The 17,286-nt window shown below is 71.2% G+C and carries 15 protein-coding genes; 9 read left to right on the top strand and 6 right to left on the bottom strand.

Annotation, left to right across the window (positions count from 1 at the left end):
- Positions 1 to 42: 42 nt before the first annotated feature.
- Positions 43 to 1,623: a S8 family serine peptidase gene (locus ACFTZL_RS03650; protein WP_382577785.1), complete on the bottom strand. Its 1,581-nt coding sequence runs from the start codon at positions 1,621 to 1,623 to the stop codon at positions 43 to 45.
- A 182-nt stretch (positions 1,624 to 1,805) separates the two neighbouring features.
- On the bottom strand, positions 1,806 to 2,636 hold the full coding sequence (locus tag ACFTZL_RS03645; RefSeq protein WP_382577782.1) for an oxidoreductase: 831 nt from the start codon (positions 2,634 to 2,636) through the stop codon (positions 1,806 to 1,808).
- A gap of 87 nt (positions 2,637 to 2,723) precedes the next feature.
- On the opposite strand from ACFTZL_RS03645, the gene ACFTZL_RS03640 reads away from it, so the two are divergent.
- The 8 genes from ACFTZL_RS03640 to ACFTZL_RS03605 all read left to right on the top strand — a co-directional run bounded on the left by ACFTZL_RS03640 (position 2,724) and on the right by ACFTZL_RS03605 (position 10,891).
- Complete coding sequence (locus ACFTZL_RS03640; RefSeq protein WP_382577779.1) at positions 2,724 to 3,629, top strand: LysR family transcriptional regulator; 906 nt, start codon at positions 2,724 to 2,726, stop codon at positions 3,627 to 3,629.
- A gap of 127 nt (positions 3,630 to 3,756) precedes the next feature.
- Positions 3,757 to 4,875, top strand: coding sequence for a septum formation family protein (locus ACFTZL_RS03635; protein WP_382577776.1), 1,119 nt, complete (start codon positions 3,757 to 3,759; stop codon positions 4,873 to 4,875).
- A gap of 147 nt (positions 4,876 to 5,022) precedes the next feature.
- On the top strand, positions 5,023 to 5,775 hold the full coding sequence (locus ACFTZL_RS03630) for a GntR family transcriptional regulator (RefSeq protein WP_382577773.1): 753 nt from the start codon (positions 5,023 to 5,025) through the stop codon (positions 5,773 to 5,775).
- A 341-nt stretch (positions 5,776 to 6,116) separates the two neighbouring features.
- On the top strand, positions 6,117 to 6,311 hold the full coding sequence (locus ACFTZL_RS03625; RefSeq protein ID WP_382490312.1) for an SPOR domain-containing protein: 195 nt from the start codon (positions 6,117 to 6,119) through the stop codon (positions 6,309 to 6,311).
- A 75-nt stretch (positions 6,312 to 6,386) separates the two neighbouring features.
- A complete protein-coding gene (locus tag ACFTZL_RS03620; protein WP_382577770.1) occupies positions 6,387 to 6,839 on the top strand; it encodes a (deoxy)nucleoside triphosphate pyrophosphohydrolase in 453 nt (150 codons plus the stop codon).
- Positions 6,840 to 6,963: 124 nt separating this feature from the next.
- Positions 6,964 to 7,407, top strand: coding sequence for an ATP-binding protein (locus ACFTZL_RS03615; RefSeq protein ID WP_382577767.1), 444 nt, complete (start codon positions 6,964 to 6,966; stop codon positions 7,405 to 7,407).
- A gap of 252 nt (positions 7,408 to 7,659) precedes the next feature.
- Positions 7,660 to 10,296, top strand: a complete 2,637-nt coding sequence (locus tag ACFTZL_RS03610) for a SpoIIE family protein phosphatase (protein WP_382577764.1) — start codon at positions 7,660 to 7,662, stop codon at positions 10,294 to 10,296.
- A 31-nt stretch (positions 10,297 to 10,327) separates the two neighbouring features.
- Positions 10,328 to 10,891, top strand: a complete 564-nt coding sequence (locus ACFTZL_RS03605) for a GNAT family N-acetyltransferase (protein WP_382577761.1) — start codon at positions 10,328 to 10,330, stop codon at positions 10,889 to 10,891.
- Between the two features lie 16 nt (positions 10,892 to 10,907).
- Here ACFTZL_RS03605 and ACFTZL_RS03600 read toward each other — a convergent pair whose 3' ends face one another.
- From ACFTZL_RS03600 to ACFTZL_RS03585, 4 genes are read right to left on the bottom strand one after another with little or no spacing between them, the layout of a single operon-like run.
- Positions 10,908 to 11,684: a succinate dehydrogenase/fumarate reductase iron-sulfur subunit gene (locus ACFTZL_RS03600; RefSeq protein ID WP_382577759.1), complete on the bottom strand. Its 777-nt coding sequence runs from the start codon at positions 11,682 to 11,684 to the stop codon at positions 10,908 to 10,910.
- A complete protein-coding gene (locus ACFTZL_RS03595; protein WP_382577756.1) occupies positions 11,681 to 13,618 on the bottom strand; it encodes a fumarate reductase/succinate dehydrogenase flavoprotein subunit in 1,938 nt (645 codons plus the stop codon). The genes ACFTZL_RS03600 and ACFTZL_RS03595 overlap by 4 nt, the downstream gene beginning before the upstream one ends.
- A 16-nt stretch (positions 13,619 to 13,634) precedes the next feature.
- Complete coding sequence (locus tag ACFTZL_RS03590; RefSeq protein ID WP_382577753.1) at positions 13,635 to 14,471, bottom strand: hypothetical protein; 837 nt, start codon at positions 14,469 to 14,471, stop codon at positions 13,635 to 13,637.
- Positions 14,472 to 14,525: 54 nt separating this feature from the next.
- Positions 14,526 to 14,816 (bottom strand): hypothetical protein, encoded by a 291-nt coding sequence (locus ACFTZL_RS03585; RefSeq protein WP_382577750.1) that lies wholly within the window; start codon positions 14,814 to 14,816, stop codon positions 14,526 to 14,528.
- A gap of 289 nt (positions 14,817 to 15,105) precedes the next feature.
- Between ACFTZL_RS03585 and ACFTZL_RS03580 the strand changes: the two genes are divergently transcribed.
- Positions 15,106 to 17,232: an ABC transporter family substrate-binding protein gene (locus ACFTZL_RS03580; RefSeq protein ID WP_382577747.1), complete on the top strand. Its 2,127-nt coding sequence runs from the start codon at positions 15,106 to 15,108 to the stop codon at positions 17,230 to 17,232.
- The last annotated feature ends 54 nt before the right edge of the window (positions 17,233 to 17,286 follow it).

The following is a 17,286-nucleotide window of genomic DNA, read 5'->3' as shown; positions in this document are numbered from 1 at the left end:
GAGGACGGGCCTCGTCCTCACGGCCTGTCAGGGAATCCAGGTTCAGAACTGAAGCGCCCAGGCGTCGATCCGCCCGGTGTCCAGGCGGGCGTTGTCGCTCACCCGGAGGGTCCACGTCCCGTTCGCGGCCTCGGCCGAGGCGTTCACGGAGTACGTGGTGTCGATGTTGTCCGCACTGCCGCCGGTGCCGTACCCCTTCAGGGTGTACGCCGTGCCGTCGGGGGCGATCAGCTGGACCTGGAGATCGCCGATGTACGTGTGGACGATGTGGACCTCGACGGCCAGGGCCGAGGGCGCGTTGCCGGAGACGCCGGAGACGGTCACCGGGGACTCGGCGGTGGCGTTGTCGGCGATGGCCTGGTCGGCGGTGTTCTCGAAGCGCGGGCCGGGCGGGGTGGTCGTACCGCCGCCGACGTTCAGGAGCCGGTTGGGGGAGCCGCTGCCGGGGCTGGTGACGACGCCGGTGGTGGCGGCGGCCGTCAGCGCGGCGGAGACCTGCGCGGGAGTGGCCGTCGGGTTGTCGGCCAGATGGAGGGCGGCGGCTCCGGCGACGTGCGGGCTCGCCATCGACGTACCGGAGATGGTGTTGGTCGCCGAGTCGCTCGAGTTCCAGGCCGAGGTGATGGACGAGCCGGGTGCGAACAGGTCGAGGACCGTACCGTAGTTGGAGTAGCTCGCCTTCGCGTCGCTCGACGTCGTGGCGCCGACCGTGACGGCCTCGGTGACACGGGCCGGGGACCGGGTGGAGGCGTTGGTGGACTCGTTGCCGGCCGCGACCACGAAGGTGACGCCGGAGGTGACGGCGTTGCGTACGGCGGTGTCGATGGCCGTGTCGGCGGGGCCGCCGAGGGACATGTTGGCCACGGCCGGCTTGACCGCGTTCCCCGCGACCCAGTCGATGCCCGCGACGACCTGGGCCGTGGTGCCCTGGCCGGAGTTGTTCAGCACGCGGACACCGACGACCTTGGCCTGCTTGGCGACGCCGTAGGCGCTCCCGGCGACGGTGCCGGCGACATGCGTACCGTGACCGTGGCCGTCCTGGGCGGTGTTGTCGTTGTCGACGGCGTCGTAGCCGTAGGAGGCGCGCCCGCCGAAGTCGCCGTGGGTGATGCGGACGCCGGTGTCGATGACGTACGCCGTGACGCCCTGGCCGGCCGAGTCCGGGTAGGTGTACGAGCTGTTCAGCGGCAGGTTCTTCTGGTCGATGCGGTCCAGGCCCCAGGAGGGCGGGCTGGGTTGCGTCCCGGTGATGCGGTAGGTCCTGTTCTGCACGACGGAGGCGATGGCCGGGTCGGCGGCGAGGCGTTTCGCCTCGGACTCGGACGCCTCGACGGCGTAGCCGTTCAGGGCCTTGGTGTACGTCCGCTCGATGTCGGCGCCGTACTTGTGCGCGAGGGCACGGCCCGCGGCGGAACCGGCCTTCTCGGTCTTCAGGGTGACGATGTAGCTGTCGGCGACGGCGTTCGCGGCGCCCTCGTACTGGACGCGTCCCTCGGCGGCGACCGGGGCCGCGCCGGCGGGGAGGGCGGAGACGAGGCTCGCGACGAGCGCCGCGGTGGCCGTCGCGCCGAGCGCGGCCAGTCTTCGCCGGGTGGATCCGTGGGGAGTACGCATCACTGCCATCTGAGGGGTCCTCCTCGATCGGTGGTGCGCTGTGGGGTGTGGTGCACGCCCGTCGAAGCCACCCTGGAGTCATGGTCATGTCAACCCGAGGACGACTCCTGTGCGTCAGCCGAAAGATTGAGGCCTCCACAGGAATTGCACAAGGGCCCTGCACGCATGTACAGGGCCCTCGTGATGCGCCGTCAGTCGTCGAACGCCGTGTCGCGGCTGCGCTTCTCCCACGCCACGACCTCGTCCCGCACCTGGTCGAGATGGCCGAGGACCGCGCTGACGCCGTCGTCACCGAGAGGTAGGCGCAGCGGGGTCGGATCGGCGTCCAGGGCGGCCAGGATCAGGGCGGCGGCCTTGGCCGGGTCGCCGGGCTGGGCGCCGTCACCGCCGGCGACGGCCCCACGGGTCTCGCTGACCTTGCCGTACACCCCGGTGTCCGCACTGGCGCCGGCCCGCCCGGTCTCGAACAGACTGGTGCGGAAGGCGCCCGGCTCGACGATCAGCACCTTGATGCCGAAGTCCGCGACCTCGTCCGCGAGTCCCTCGGACATGCCCTCCAGGGCGAACTTCGTCGCGCTGTACGCCGAGAAGCCCGCGAAGGACAACTGCCCGCCCATGCTGCTCATCTGCACGATCGCGCCCGAGCGCCGCTCCCGCATGTACGGCAGCACGGCCCTGCTGAGGGCGGCAGGGCCGAAGACATGCACGTCGAACAGCGCCCGCAGCTCCTCCTCGGTGGTCTCCTCGAAGGCCCCGACATGCGTCCGGCCCGCATTGTTGACCAGGACGTCGATCCGCCCGTGCCGCGCCACGACGTCCCGTACGGCGGCCTCGGCGGCGCCGGTGTCGGCGACGTCCAGGCGCAGCGCCTCCACTCGGTCGGGGTGGGCGGCGACCAGGTCGTCCAGCGCCTCGGGGCGCCGGGCCGCGCCGACCACCACATCGCCCGCCGCGAGGGCCGCCTCGGCGATCGCCCGCCCGAAGCCGCTGCTCGCACCCGTGATCAGCCACACCTTGTTCATGACAGCTCCCCGTCTCGTGTCGTCACTCCCTCACCCTCTCGCCGGACCTTCCGGCCCGTCCAAGACCTAGGGTGATAACCCATGGTTATGACCATGGACGTTCATGTACGGGACCTGCGCTACTTCGTGGCGGTGGCCGAGGACATGCACTTCACCCGCGCCGCAGAGCGCCTCTATGTGTCCCAGCCCGCCCTGAGCAAGCAGGTCCGGGCCCTGGAGCGGCAGTTGGGCGTCGAGTTGTTCCGGCGCGACCGGCACGGCGTGGCCCTCACCGGCGCCGGTACGGCACTGCTGCCGCACGCCCGGCGGGTGCTGGCGGACTGGGCGGAGGGAGCGGCCGCGGTGGAGTCGGCCCGGGCGGCGCAGCGCAGCACGCTGGTGGTGGGTATGAGCACCAGCCCGGTCCGCGGCGGTCTGCTGCCCGCGATCCGCTCCCGTTTCACGGTGGCGAACCCGGAGGCCGTCGTCCGGCTGCGGCAGGTGAACTGGGAGGACCCGACCGCGGGCCTCGCCGACGGTGCCGCGGACGTGGCCTTCGTCTGGCTGCCGCTGCCCGGCCAGGACCGCTTCGCCTGGACGGTCGTCGCCGAGGAGCCGCTCCTGGTCGCCCTGCCGGAGACGCACCCCCTCGCCGGCCGTACCGAGATCGACTTCGCGGACCTGCTCGACGAGCCGTTCCTCGCGCTGCCCGAGAGCACGGGCCCGCTGCGCGACTACTGGCTCGCCCTGGACGCGCGTGACGGCCGGCCGCCCCGGATCGGCGCCGAGATCGCCAGCACGGAGGAGACGTACGAGGCACTCGCCGCCGGCCTCGGCGTGTGCCTGGTGGCCGAGGGCAACGTCCCCCTGCTCACCCTGGGCGGCGTGACCGCCCGCCCGGTGCGCGGTGTCACCCCCAGCCGCTACGTCCTGGCCTGGCGCCGGGAGGACGGACGGCGGCCGCTGGTACGGGCGTACGCGGAGGCCTGCCGGCGGGTGACGGAGAGGGCGTAGCACCGGCCCTCACCGCCCTCGAAGCCCTCTGCGCCGAACGCGGCCGCCATACCCCGCCGCACCCGCTTACGATGCGCGCAGCCGTACGACAGACCCCGCCCACGCCTCAGCCAGGAGCTCCGTACCCGTGTCGATACCCCCGCCCCCTGGGAACCCGCACCCCCAGGACCCGTACGGCCGGCCTCCTGCCAACTGGCCGCAGGCGCACCGTCCGTACGGCACCCCGGTCTCCGTCAACGCGCTCGCCGTGGCCGCTCTCGTGCTCGGTGTGCTCTGCTTCCTGCCCGCCGCGGGGCTCGTCCTGGGGCTGGTCGCGCTGTGGCAGATCCGGCGGTCCGGGCAGAGCGGGCGGGGCATGGCGATCGCCGGGGTGGTGCTGTCGTCCGTCGGAGCCGTGCTGTGGGGGGTGGTGCTGGCCACGGGCGCCGCGTCCGAGGTCTGGGCGAAATTCGAGGACGGCGCGCGGGGCAACGAGAGCCTGTCGCTGAGCAAGGGCGACTGCTTCGACGCGCCCGACGGTCTGGAGGGCGACACCTACGACGTCGACCCGGTCTCCTGCCAAGACGGGCACGACGGTGAGGTGTTCGGGGTCGTCACGCTGCCGGGCGGCGCCTTCCCGGGCGACGGCAAGGTCACCGGCATCGCCGACGAGAGGTGCTACGCGCTCCAGAACCAGTACGCCATGGACTCCTGGGCGATGCCGACCGACGTCGACGTGTACTACCTCATGCCGTCCCGGGAGACATGGCGCTACGGCGACCGCGCGATCATCTGCGTCTTCGGCAGCACCGACGCGAAGGCCGAGCTGACCGGCTCCCTGCGCGGCGACCCCACCACGCTCGACACCGACCAGGTCGTCTTCCTGTCCACGGCCAACGCCGTCGACGCGGCGCTGTACGAGGAGCCGGAGGAGCCCCCGGAGGACGATCTCGCCGGAACCCGGGCCTGGGCCACGCAGGTGCACGATGTGCTCGGCGGACAGATAGAGGCGCTGCGCGGCCACTCCTGGCCGTCGGATGCCCAACAGCCCGTCGCCGACCTGGTCGAGGAGATGGAGGACGCCCGCGAGGAGTGGTCGAAGGCGAGCGAGGCCGCTGACGTGGACACCTACTTCACGCACTACGAGAAGGCGTACGCGTACGTCGACGGCCCGGCGACCGTCACCGCGCGCAAGGCCCTCGGGCTGGCCACCACCCCGCCGTCGTTCGACGACAGTGAGAGCGGGAACTCCGAAGCCGAGGTGTGACGGCGGCTATAGCGGGGAGAAAGTGCCTGCGTAAAGCCCCCAGGGCCACCATGTCATCACATCGAGTGATTCTCTGGCCTTTGCTTGCACCGCACAACCTACGGTTGCCACGCTGTTGCTGTCTGTACAACCTGATGGGAGCGGCCAGTGACATTCGGTGAGCAGCCGGCGTACTTGCGCGTCGCGGGTGATCTCCGCCAGAAGATCGTCGACGGTCAGCTGCCACCGCACACCCGCCTCCCCTCCCAGGCCAGAATCCGCCAGGAGTACGGCGTCTCGGACACCGTCGCCCTGGAGGCCCGCAAGGTGCTCATGGCGGAGGGGCTGGTCGAGGGCCGCTCCGGCTCGGGGACGTATGTGCGTGAGCGGCCCGTACCCCGGCGCGTCTCCCGCTCCGGATACCGCCCGCCCGGCGGGGCCACACCGTTCCGCCAGGAGCAGGCCGACGGGGAGGGGCGCGGCACCTGGGAGTCGAGCAGCGAGCAGTCCGAGGCGAGTGTCGCGGTCGCCGAGCGGCTGGACATCGAGCCGGGCGACCGGGTGATGTGCACGAAGTACCTCTTCCGCGAGGGCGGTGAGGCGATGATGCTCTCCACGTCCTGGGAGCCGCTCGCCGTGACGGGCCGTACGCCCGTGATGCTGCCGGAGGAGGGGCCGCTCGGCGGCATGGGCGTCGTCGAGCGCATGCGCGCGATCGAGGTGATCGTGGACAACGTCGCCGAGGAGGTCGGCGCCCGTCCCGGGCTCGCCGAGGAACTGCTCGTCCTGGGCGGCGTCCCCGGTCATGTGGTCGTGGTCGTCCAGCGCACGTTCTACGCCTCCGGCCGCCCCGTCGAGACGGCCGACGTGGTCATTCCGGCCGATCGGTACCGGGTCGCCTACCACCTTCCGGTCAAGTAGCGAACGCTCACATCAGCCCCGGGGCGCGCTCCTTGCGCGCCCCGCTCACACGATCACCGAGGCGGCCGTCGTCGAACGGGGCGGTCCGTATTCCCTGGCCGGTCGTCGTCTTCGCAGGTCGACATTGGTGTATGCGGTATGCCCGCGCCCAGGTGCAACGAGGCACTCAGACGGCGCGTTCATTGGCGCGCGCCCCCTGCGTTCTGGCTGGTTGCGTACCTCTTTGTGAAAACACGTATTCGCTCCGTGAAGGTTAGGCGTAGGCTCGGGCATATGCGCATTGCGGTTTCCTTAGCGGGTGGGGCACGGCACAGGCCGCGGGTGGGAAGTGGAGGGGCGCGATGAACGACAGCACGGTCACTCTTCCCTGGCTCGTGATACGAGAGGACGACAACGGCAACCGCTACCGGGTGGGCCGGTACGCGACCCGGTCCGAGGCCCAGAAGATCGCGGACAGCCTCGACGGCCGCGGTCACAAACAGCTGTACTGGGTCGAGCGGCTGGGGCAGAACGGGGCGGGCGTGACGCACGACTGACTCCCCGGCGCCTGCGCCCGGAGCCGTGGTCGGAGCCGGAGCCGGAGTCCGGCCGTGCTCCCGTAGGCTCCCCGCATGAGTGAGCGGATCGTCGTCGTAGGTGCCGCGCTGGTCGACGACGGTCGGTTGTTGGCGGCCCGGCGCAGTGCGCCCGTCGAGCTGGCCGGGCGCTGGGAGTTGCCCGGCGGCAAGGTCGAGCCGGGGGAGACGGCCGACGCGGCGCTGGTGCGGGAACTGCGCGAGGAACTCGGCGTCGACGCCGAGGCCGGCGGGCGCGTCCCGGGGGAGTGGCCCCTGAAGTCGCCCTACGTCCTTCAGGTGTGGACCGCACGGCTGCGACCCGGCTCCGCCGCCCCCGAGCCCCTCGAGGACCACGACGAACTGCGCTGGCTCGGCCCGGGCGAGATCTGGGACGTGCACTGGCTCGACCAGGATGTCCCGGCCGTACGGCAGACCCTCGCGCATCTCGGAGCCGCGGAAGGCCTCGGTTCTGCCGGTCCCGGCGCGGAGGAAGTGCCCGGCGCCTGAGGCCATCCGGGGGCGTACGGTGTGGGGCCGTTGTCGTACGGGCGCCCCCTATGCCTTTCGTGCCACTGTGCGCTGCCCCGCGCGGTACTCCGCCCCGGATATCGGGTATGTGCCCATTAACCCCATGAAACCGGACATGGGCGGGCCTCCTGGCTGGGAAGTGATCGGCGTGATCGACACCGAAGGTGACTGCGCCGAGTGGACCTTTCCCGCCGAACCGGGCGCCGTGCGCACCGCCCGCCAGGTCGTCCGCGGCCAACTCCGCGGCTGGAACCTCGACAGCCTGGCCGACCTCGCGGCGTTGCTGGTCAGCGAGTTGGTCACCAACGCCCTACGACACGCCACGGGACCCATCGGGGTCCGCCTGGTCCGCCCCTCCGACCTGGACGGCGTCCTCCGGGTCGAGGTCTCCGACCCACTCCCGGACCCGCCCCGCGAGCGCGCGGCCCGGCCCGAGGACGAGAGCGGCCGCGGACTGCAACTGGTGGCTTCCTCCTGCCGCCGCTGGGGCACCCGGCCCGGCGCGGCGGGCAAGACGGTGTGGTTCGAACTCACCGTGCCGGGGTGAAAAATCGGTGTACGTACGCCCTGTCGCTGTCGAGCGATTGGTTCAGGCCAGTGGCGGTTGTCGACAGACGTGATTCGACGACGTGTCCGCTGGTTAGAAGACTGGAAGTGTTGTCACGGTCCGGACCGAAAACCATCGGGACCGTGCTGTGATCGTGAACACCGTGTTGTGCGGCACCGTAGTGCTGGATACTGCGGGCAGCCGCCCCCGGTGACCGGTGCCGGACGCGGTGAGCTGGAGGGGACGGTTCGCGTGAGCGAGATACCAGCGAAGGCCACGGAGTCCGAGGACCCGTCGGAGGGCGCGAGGGCCATGGCCGTGGACGGCCTTGCTTCCGTGGTGGGAGGTGCGCTCGCGGCCGACGGGGTGCACGCCGGGGACGCCATGTGGCAGAGCAGTCCCCCGGGATCCATCTACGACTACATCAAGGTCGCGTCCTTCTCGATCGGCCCCGACGGGCTGGTCGACCAGTGGAGCCTGCGCGCCGAGCACCTCTTCGGCATCTCCGCCGCACACGCCGTCGGCATGGACCCCATCGAGGCCTTCATCGACCCGCGCCATCGCGAGCGGGGCATGCGCAAGATGGCCGAGATCCTCGACGGGCGCGAGTGGACCGGCGTGGTGCCCTTCCGGATGCCCGAGGGCGCCGAGGGCGAATGCGGCCATGAGGGACTCGCCGAGGTGTACGTCATGCCGACGCGCACCGAGGACGGCGAGAAGGCCGCCGTCTGCATCGTCGTCGACGTCCGCACCCTGCGCAGCATCGAGACCGACCTCGCCGCCTCGCAGGCCATTTTCGGTCAATCCCCGTTCGGTTTCCTGCTGATCGACCCCGATCTGCGGGTCCGTCGCGTCAACCATCGGTTCGCGTCCGTCTTCGGCGGCACACCCGACGACCACCGGGGCAAGGGCGTCCACGACTTCCTCCAGCGCGGTGAGGCCGAGCGGGTCGCCGCCACGATGCGCCGCGTGCTGGAGACCGGGAACTCCATCACGGACATGCACGTCACCGGTTTCGTCCCGGGCTCCGACGAGCGCCGCCACTGGTCCGTCAACCTCTACCGCGTGCACAGCGGTTCGGGCCGGCCCATCGGGATCGCCTGGCTCGGAACCGACATCACCTCGCGCCGCGCCGCCGCCCGCGAGGCCGCCGCCGCCCGGCGCAACCTCGCCCTGCTGAACGAGGCCGGCGCCCGCATCGGCAACTCCCTCGACCTGGAGACCACGGCCAGGCAGCTCCTCGACGTCGTCGTGCCCGGCTTCTGCGACCTGGCCACCGTCGACCTGTACCAGGGCCTGCTGGCCGGCGACGAGACCCCGCCCGGGCTCGCCGACGGCAGCGCCGAGTTGCGCCGGGTGGCGTTCGCCAGTGCCGTCTCCGACGAGCCCTTCGAGGGCACCGGCGTGCCCGTCTCGGTCGGCGCCGTCCACCACTACCCGTTCAACTCGCCCTGCGCGGACGCCCTGCGCACGGCGCGCCCCCAGTTCGTCCCCGGTGAGGACGGGGGGCTCGTGCAGTCCACGCTGGCCGTGCCGATGGTGGCCCACGACACCGTCGTCGGGCTCGTGCAGTTCGCCCGTACGAAGGGCAGCGAGCCGTTCGGCGAGCGGGACCGCGAACTCGCCGTGGAACTGGCGGCGCGCGCGGCCGTCTGCATCGACAACGCCCGCCTGTACCGGCGCGAGCACGAGCGCGCGTTGATACTGCAACGGTCCCTGCTCCCGCCCGGCGACCCGGAGGCCTCCGGCCTCGACATCGCCTGCCGTTATCTGCCCGGCAACGTCAACACCGGCCGGCCCAGCGAGGTCGGCGGTGACTGGTTCGACGTCATCGAACTCCCCGGGCACCGCACGGCGCTCGTCGTCGGCGACGTCATGGGCCGCGGTCTGCGCGCCGCCGTCGCCATGGGCGAACTCCGTACGGCGGTCCGGACCCTGGCGCAGCTCGACCTCGAACCGGCCGAGGTGCTCTCCCAGCTGGACGAGATCGCCCGCGGCCTCGGCGCCCCCGGGGGTGTCACGCAGGCGACCAGGGCGGCCCGCCGCCCCCGTGAGGCGGACCTCTCGGAGGTGTACCTCGCCACCTGCGTCTATGCCGTCTACGACTCCGTCACCCGGCGTATCACCTTCGCCAACGCGGGCCATCTGCCGCCCGTCCTGGTCGAACCGGGTGAGCCGGCCCTGATGCTCGACGTGCCGCCGGGCATGCCGCTCGGTGTCGGCGGCGAGCCCTTCGAGGAGGTCGAGGTCGAACTCCCCGAGGGCGCACTGCTCGCGCTCTACACGGATGGACTGGTCGAAAGCCGCGACCATCCCCTGGACGAGGGCCTCCAGGCCTTCGTGGCCGCTCTGTCCGACCCCGCCCAGCCGCTGGAGGACGTCTGCGACCACGTCCTCAACACCCTCGACACCCACCACGGCGAGGACGACATCGCGTTGCTGATGGCACGTGTACAGGGCCTGCCGAACGAGTCCGTGGGCGACTGGACGCTGCCGCGCGAGCCGCGCAGTGTGGGCCGGGCCCGTGAGTACGCGCGTGCCCAACTGATCAGCTGGGACATGGAGCCCCTGGTCGACACCACGGAGCTCCTGGTCAGCGAGCTGGTCACCAACGCCCTGCGCTACGGCGAGGGCGAGATCCGCCTCCGGCTGTTGCTCGACCGGACCCTGGTCTGCGAGGTCTGGGACTCCGGCCTGGTCCAGCCCCGCCGCCGCCGGGCCCGCGACACCGACGAGGGCGGCCGCGGCCTGCAGCTCGTCGGCCTGCTCAGCGCCGCGTGGGGCTCCCGGCGCACGCCCCGAGGCAAGACGGTCTGGTTCGAACTCCCCCTGCCCGGCGGCGAGACGCGCCTGACGGATCCGGCGGAGGCGCTGCTGAGCCTGTTCTGAGGACGGCCCGCCGCCACCGTACGCTCACCCCATGCCGATACCCACCGCACGGCTCCGAGCGACGGCCACACCGACGGCCCCCGCCCTGACCCTGCGCCCCTGGACCCCCGGGGACGCCGCGGGGCTGGCCGCGCTGGGCCGGGACGACGCCCTGCGGCGCTGGACGTCCCTCGCCGACGACGAGACGAGCGCCGCGCGGTGGCTGCGCGAGCAGCAGCAGGGCTGGGAGCAGGACCGCCGCTACGCGTTCGCCGTCGAGGAAGTCCAGCCCTCCGGCGCGCCCGGACCGCCGGCCGGCCACGTGGTCCTCAAGGACGTCGCCCCCGGCGCCGCGTCCGCCGCGGTCGGCTACTGGACAGCGGCGCACGCACGAGGCCGGGGCGTCGCGTCCCGCGCCCTGCACACCCTGACCGACTGGGCCTTCACCACCTTCGCCCCCACCGGCCTGACCCGCCTGGAACTCCTGCACCAGACGGACAACACGGCCTCCTGCCGAGTGGCGGACAAGGCCCGCTACACCCTCACGGACATCCGCCCACCACAGCCCCCCGACCATCCGTCGGAGGGCCATGTGCACGTACGGCACCTGGCTTGAGCGCGCCGGCCGGCCCTCAGCCTGCTGAAGAGCGTCTCCTGATCTTCGAGCCCAGCCAGACCAGGGGGTCGTACTTGCGGTCGGCCGCTCGTTCCTTCAGTGGGATCAGGGCGTTGTCCGTGATCTTGATGCCCTCGGGGCAGACCTCCGTGCAGCACTTGGTGATGTTGCAGTAGCCCAGGCCGTGCTCGTCCTGGGCGGTGGTCTTGCGGTCCAGGCCGGATTCGGACGCCGCGTCCAGCGGGTGCATGTCCAGTTCCGCCACCCGCATCAGGAAACGGGGACCCGCGAACGCCTGCTTGTTCTCCTCGTGGTCGCGGACGACATGGCAGGTGTCCTGGCACAGGAAGCACTCGATGCACTTGCGGAACTCCTGCGAGCGGTCGACGTCCTCCTGCATCATGCGGTACTCGCCGGGCGCGACCCCGGCCGGCGGCACGAAGGCCGGGACCTCTCTGGCCTTGGTGTAGTTGAAGCCGACGTCGGTGACCAGGTCGCGGACGACCGGGAACGCCCGCAGCGGCGTCACCGTGATCGTCTCCTCCCGGTCGAAGACCGACATCCGGGTCATGCACAGCAGCCGCGGCCGGCCGTTGATCTCCGCCGAGCAGGAACCGCACTTGCCCGCCTTGCAGTTCCAGCGCACGGCGAGATCGGGGGCCTGCGTGGCCTGGAGGCGGTGGATGATGTCGAGCACGACCTCGCCCTCGTTCACCTCGACCGTGAAGTCCTCCAGGCCGCCGCCCCCGACATCGCCCCGCCACACCTTGAAGCGGGCCTCGTAGCCGCTCACTCGTACAGCTCCTCTTCGGCCAGGTACTTCACCAGCTCCTCCTTGTCGAACAGGGCGAGCAGATCCGCACGGACGGGTTCGGTGGTCTCGCTGGTGAGGGTGATCTGGCTGCGGACCGGATCCGCCGCCAGCCCGCCGGTCGGGTCGGTGAGCGCGCACAGCAGGTTGATACGGCGCCACTTGCGGTCCATCGCCGGATGGTCCTCACGCGTGTGCCCGCCGCGCGACTCGGTGCGCTCCAGAGCGGCCCGCGCCACGCACTCGCTGACCAGCAGCATGTTCCTGAGGTCCAGGGCGAGGTGCCAGCCCGGGTTGAACTGCCGGTGCCCCTCGACCCCGGCCCGGCGCGCCCGTACCCGCAGCTCGGCCAGCTTCTCCAGGGCCTGCTTCATCTCCGGCTCGCGACGGATGATGCCGACCAGGTCGTTCATCGTCTGCTGGAGTTCCTGGTGCAGGGTGTACGGGTTCTCCGGCGGACCCCCGGCGGGCTCCTCGATCTCGGCCTCGGCCGAGAAGGGCCGCAGGGCCTCGGCGGCGGCGGAGTCGATCTGGACGTCGTCCACGACGGGCCGTGCCCCGGTCAGCCCCGCCGCGTACTCGGCCGCGTGCCAGCCCGCCCGGCGCCCGAACACCAGCAGGTCGGACAGCGAGTTGCCACCGAGCCGGTTGGAGCCGTGCATGCCGCCGGCCACCTCACCTGACGCGAACAGACCCGGCACCCCGCGGGCCGCCGCCGTGTCGGACTCGACCGCGACCCCGCCCATCACGTAGTGACAGGTGGGCCCGACCTCCATCGCCTCCGCCGTGATGTCGACGTCCGCCAGCTCCTTGAACTGGTGGTACATCGACGGCAGCCGGCGCTTGATGACCTCGGCGGGCATACGCGTCGACACATCGAGGAACACGCCCCCGTGCGGCGAGCCGCGCCCCTCCTTCACCTCGGCGTTGATCGCCCGCGCGACCTCGTCGCGGGGGAGCAGCTCGGGGGGACGCCGGTTGTTGTCCGGGTCGTCGTACCAGCGGTCGCCCTCGTCCTCCGACTCGGCGTACTTGTCCTTGAAGACGTCGGGGATGTAGTCGAACATGAACCGCTTGCCGTCCGAGTTGCGCAGCACACCGCCGTCGCCGCGCACCGACTCGGTGACGAGGATGCCCTTCACCGACGGCGGCCAGACCATGCCGGTCGGGTGGAACTGCACGAACTCCATGTTCAGCAGGGGAGCGCCCGCGAGGAGGGCCAGCGCGTGGCCGTCGCCCGTGTACTCCCACGAGTTCGACGTCACCTTGAAGGACTTGCCGATACCGCCGGTCGAGATCACGACGGCCGGTGCTTCGAGTACGAAGAAGCGCCCGGACTCGCGCTCGTAGGCGAAGACCCCCGCGACCCGTCCGTCCTCCTTCAGTACGCGCGTGACCGTGCACTCCTGGAAGATCTTCAGCCGTGACTCGTAGTCGCCGGTCTCCTTGAAGTCCTCCTGCTGGAGCGCGACGATCTTCTGCTGGAGCGTGCGGATCAGCTCCAGGCCCGTGCGGTCGCCGACGTGGGCGAGGCGCGGGTACTCGTGGCCGCCGAAGTTGCGCTGGGAGATCCGGCCGTCCTTGGTGCGGTCGAACAGCGCGCCCCAGGTCTCCAGCTCCCACACCCGCTGCGGCGCCTCCTGCGCGTGCAGCTCGGCCATCCGCCACTGGTTGAGGAACTTGCCGCCGCGCATGGTGTCGCGGAAGTGGACCTGCCAGTTGTCGCCGGTGTTGACGTTTGCCATCGCCGCGGCGATGCCGCCCTCGGCCATCACGGTGTGCGCCTTGCCGAACAGCGACTTGCAGATCACGGCCGTACGGGCACCCCGCTCACGGGCCTCGATGGCGGCGCGCAGCCCGGCCCCGCCCGCGCCCACCACGACGACGTCCCACTCCTGCCGGTCGACCACGGACATCAGTACGCACCCCTCATCAGAAGAACCGCGGATCGTCGAAGGCGCCGGACGCGACCAGATAGACGTAGAAGTCGGCGAGCGCCACGCTCACCAGCGACGCCCAGGCGAGCTGCATGTGCCGGGCGTTGAGCTTCCCGGCCCACTGCCACATCCGGTAGCGCACGGGATGCTTGGAGAAGTGCTTGAGCTTGCCGCCGACGATGTGCCGGCACGAGTGGCAGGAGATCGTGTACGCCCAGATCAGCACGATGTTGACCAGGAACACCAGCGTGCCGAGGCCCATGTGGCCCCACGCGTAGTTCTCGTCCCGGAAGGCGAGCACGGTGTCGTACGAGAGGATCCCGGCGACGACGATCGCGGCGTAGAAGAAGTACCGGTGGATGTTCTGCAGCACCAGCGGGAAGCGGGTCTCACCGGTGTACTTCTTGTGCGGCTCGGCCACCGCGCAGGCCGGCGGGGACGCCCAGAAGCCCCGGTAGTAGGCCTTGCGGTAGTAGTAGCAGGTCAGCCGGAAGCCGAGCGGGAAGATCAGGATGATGATGGCGGGCGAGATGCCCCACCAGCTACCGAAGATCTCCCAGTTCGGGCCGGCCTTCATCGGCTCGCATCGCTCCGCCAGGCACGGCGAGTAGAAGGGCGAGACGTACGGCGCCGCGTAGTAGTGCGCGTCGGCGAAGGCCCGCCAGGTCGAGTAGACGATGAAGGCCAGCAGGCCGGCGGCCGTGCAGGCCGGGGCCAGCCACCAGCGGTCGGTGCGCAGGTGCGGGGCGGTGATCGCGGCGCGCGTACCCGCCCGTACGCCGCCGCTTCTGGGTTGGGGTTCGGTGGCGGGAGGTTCCGTACCAGTGGCCACGTGACGACTCCGGTCGGGTTCGGGGGAGGTGCCGGTCGTACGACTCCTGACCGGTCAGGGAGCGCGCCGGTCCCGGGCGCCGAGCCCCTCGTCGTCCGAGTCGCTCCACAGGGCGGAGTCGTACGGCGCGTCCGAGATGGTGACGAGCTCGGGGCGCTTCGGTGCGGCCGGCGAAGCGGCGGCGTCGCGCAGCAGGGCGACGCTCTCGCGCAGATGGTTGGCGTCGGCACGGACGCGGCGCATCTCCAGGCCGCCGGTGCCGAGCTGCTTCTCCAGGCGCCCCACCGACCGGAACAGGTCGTCGAGGCTGCGCTGGACTGACGTCAGTTCGTCGTGAACGGACATGACTTGCCCTCACTTCCGCGGGTCCTTCGAGGCCCAAGGCGGCAACGTTCATGCGCCTGCGAGTGTTGCGCGTCACACCTTGTGCTGTGAAGGGATGTGCATCGATTGGCCGAGGCGCGTGGGTGCGCCGTGCCGTTTATTGCTCCGCACGGGTGACTCTCCGCCGGTGACCGCCGTGTCGCCCTGTGTTGCCGAACCCTTTCCTCTTCAGTGGGCCGCATACATCAGATGAAATCCAAATACCGCCAAAAGTGATCATAACGCCCGCGGCTTTCCGGAGGTAGCACAGATGTCCCAGCACGGCGTCGGCCCGCGTGCGGTCTCGCGCTCGGTCGCCTTCCTCCTCACCGCGGGAGTGCTCGCGGTGCCCGCGCTCGCCGGATGCGGCTCCGAGGACCCGGCCGGCAAGCCGCTCGCCGGGCAGGACATCCAGCCCGCCGCCCGCGACCGGATCACCGACGGCGGCACCCTGCGCTGGGCCGTCGACTCCGTGCCCGACACCCTGAACACCTTCCAGTCGGACGCCGACGCCACCACCACCCGCGTGGCCCAGGCCGTCCTGCCGTCGATGTTCCGGGTGAACGCCGACGGCCGCCCGGAGCGCAACCCCGCCTACCTGGAGTCCGCCAAGGTCGTCGAGACGGAGCCCAAGCAGGTCGTCCTGTACAAGCTCGACCAGCAGGCCGTCTGGAGCGACGGCCGGGAGATCGGTGCCGCCGACTTCGCCGCCCAGTGGCGCGCCCTGTCCGGCAAGGACACCGCCTACTGGACCGCCCGCAACGCCGGCTACGACCGCATCCAGAAGATCGAGCGCGGGGACAACGCCCTGGAGGTCCGGGTCACCTTCAGCCGCCCTTACGCCGACTGGCGCTCCCTGTTCTCGCCGCTGTACCCGAAGGACGTCATGGGCACCCCGGACTCCTTCAACGACGGAGCACGCAAGAAGCTCAAGGTCACCGCGGGTCCCTTCGTGGTGAAGAAGCTCAGCCGCAAGGACGACGAGATCACCCTCACCCGCAATCCGCGCTGGTGGGGCCGGCCGGCCAAGCTCTCCGAGATCGTGCTGCGCACGGTGCCGCGCGACAAGCGGGCCGCCGAGCTGGCCGCCGGCACCGTCGACCTGGCCGAGATCGCACCCTCCGAGGCCCGCCGCATCACCGTCGCCGCCCGCCCCCAGGGCTCCAGCAGCCCGGTGATGGGCCCCGAGGCCGACCAGAAGCCGCGCAAGGCGGCCGCCGAGTACGCCCGGCAGCAGCAGGCCCTGCGCGGCTTCGAGGTGCGCAAGTCCCTGGAGCCGGCCTTCACGCAGCTCGCCCTGAACGGGGCCGAGGGGCCGCTCACCGACGAGCGCGTCCGCCGGGCCGTCGCCCGCGCCCTGGACCGCAAGGAACTGGCCCAGGCCGTGCTGAAGCCCCTCGGACTGCCCGCCGTACCGGTCGGCAGCCACCTCGCCCTCTCCGGCCAGGCCGCCTACGCCGACAACAGCGGTGCCCTCGGCGGCCAGGACACCAAGGAGGCCCAGGCGCTGCTCGCGGACGCCGGGTGGGTGCGGGGCGGCCCGATCAAGGAACAGAAGAAGAAGGGGGAGAAGGCGGCCGGCGCCGAGGGCGAGAAGGCCGGCAAGTCCTCCGAGGACGAGTCCCGCAACGACGACGGCGAATACATCGTCGGCTCGGACGACAAGGGCCGGCAGGACGGCAAGGCGCACCGTGAGAAGGACCCGGCCCACCTCGCCCAGGACGGCAAGCAGTACAAGCAGCCGCACCAGGGCGGCGCCCCCGGCGCGTACGCCCCCATGGGCACCGCCGCCCCGGCGGGCCGCGAGGCCGCCCCGCTCGCCAAGAACGGCAAGCCGCTCACCCTCCGCTTCGTGCTCCCCTCCGGGCCCGGCTCCCAGACGCTGCGCACGGTGGCCGACCGCATCTCCCGCATGCTGGAGCGCGTCGGCATCGGCACGGAGATCTCCAAGGTCTCCGACGAGTCCTACTTCAAGGACCACATCGCGTCCGGCCAGTACGACCTCGCCCTGTACTCCTGGCCCGCCTCCGCGTTCCCCGCCACCGACGCCCGCCCCGTCTACGCCAAGCCCGTCCCGGCCGCCGACGGCTCGCTGAACGTCGAGCAGAACTACACCCGCGTCGGCACCGACCAGGTCGACCAGCTCTTCGACCAGGCCGTGGCCACCCTCGACGAGAGCGAGTCCCGCTCCCTGATCCGCAAGGCGGACTCCCGCATCTGGGCGGCGGCCGGCTCGATCCCCCTCTTCCAGCGCCCCCAGCTCATCGCCGCCCGCAAGAACCTGGTCAACACCGGCGCCTTCGGCCTCGGCACACCGATCTACGAGGACATGGGCTTCCTGAAGAAGGGCGCGAAGCCGGCATCGGGCCCCTCAGCGAAGGGCTCCGCCACCTCCTAGCTCCCTTGCCGTCCACCCCGGGCGCCCGCACCATGAACGCCACAGTGATCATGG

The sequence above is a fragment of the Streptomyces sp. NPDC056948 genome (assembly GCF_042674225.1).
Lineage (GTDB): Bacteria > Actinomycetota > Actinomycetes > Streptomycetales > Streptomycetaceae > Streptomyces > Streptomyces purpurascens.
Note: the sequence above shows the minus strand (reverse complement) of the source record. Positions and strands in the feature narration are given on the sequence as shown.

Excerpts from the sequence above, each read along its gene's own strand:
- ACFTZL_RS03650 (WP_382577785.1), bottom strand. The coding sequence starts at position 1,623 with ATGGCAGTGATGCGTACTCCCCACGGATCCACCCGGCGAAGACTGGCC.
- ACFTZL_RS03645 (WP_382577782.1), bottom strand. The coding sequence starts at position 2,636 with ATGAACAAGGTGTGGCTGATCACGGGTGCGAGCAGCGGCTTCGGGCGG.
- ACFTZL_RS03640 (WP_382577779.1), top strand. The coding sequence starts at position 2,724 with ATGACCATGGACGTTCATGTACGGGACCTGCGCTACTTCGTGGCGGTG.
- ACFTZL_RS03625 (WP_382490312.1), top strand. The coding sequence starts at position 6,117 with ATGAACGACAGCACGGTCACTCTTCCCTGGCTCGTGATACGAGAGGAC.
- ACFTZL_RS03620 (WP_382577770.1), top strand. The coding sequence starts at position 6,387 with ATGAGTGAGCGGATCGTCGTCGTAGGTGCCGCGCTGGTCGACGACGGT.
- ACFTZL_RS03615 (WP_382577767.1), top strand. The coding sequence starts at position 6,964 with ATGAAACCGGACATGGGCGGGCCTCCTGGCTGGGAAGTGATCGGCGTG.
- ACFTZL_RS03605 (WP_382577761.1), top strand. The coding sequence starts at position 10,328 with ATGCCGATACCCACCGCACGGCTCCGAGCGACGGCCACACCGACGGCC.
- ACFTZL_RS03595 (WP_382577756.1), bottom strand. The coding sequence starts at position 13,618 with ATGTCCGTGGTCGACCGGCAGGAGTGGGACGTCGTCGTGGTGGGCGCG.
- ACFTZL_RS03585 (WP_382577750.1), bottom strand. The coding sequence starts at position 14,816 with ATGTCCGTTCACGACGAACTGACGTCAGTCCAGCGCAGCCTCGACGAC.
- ACFTZL_RS03580 (WP_382577747.1), top strand. The coding sequence starts at position 15,106 with ATGTCCCAGCACGGCGTCGGCCCGCGTGCGGTCTCGCGCTCGGTCGCC.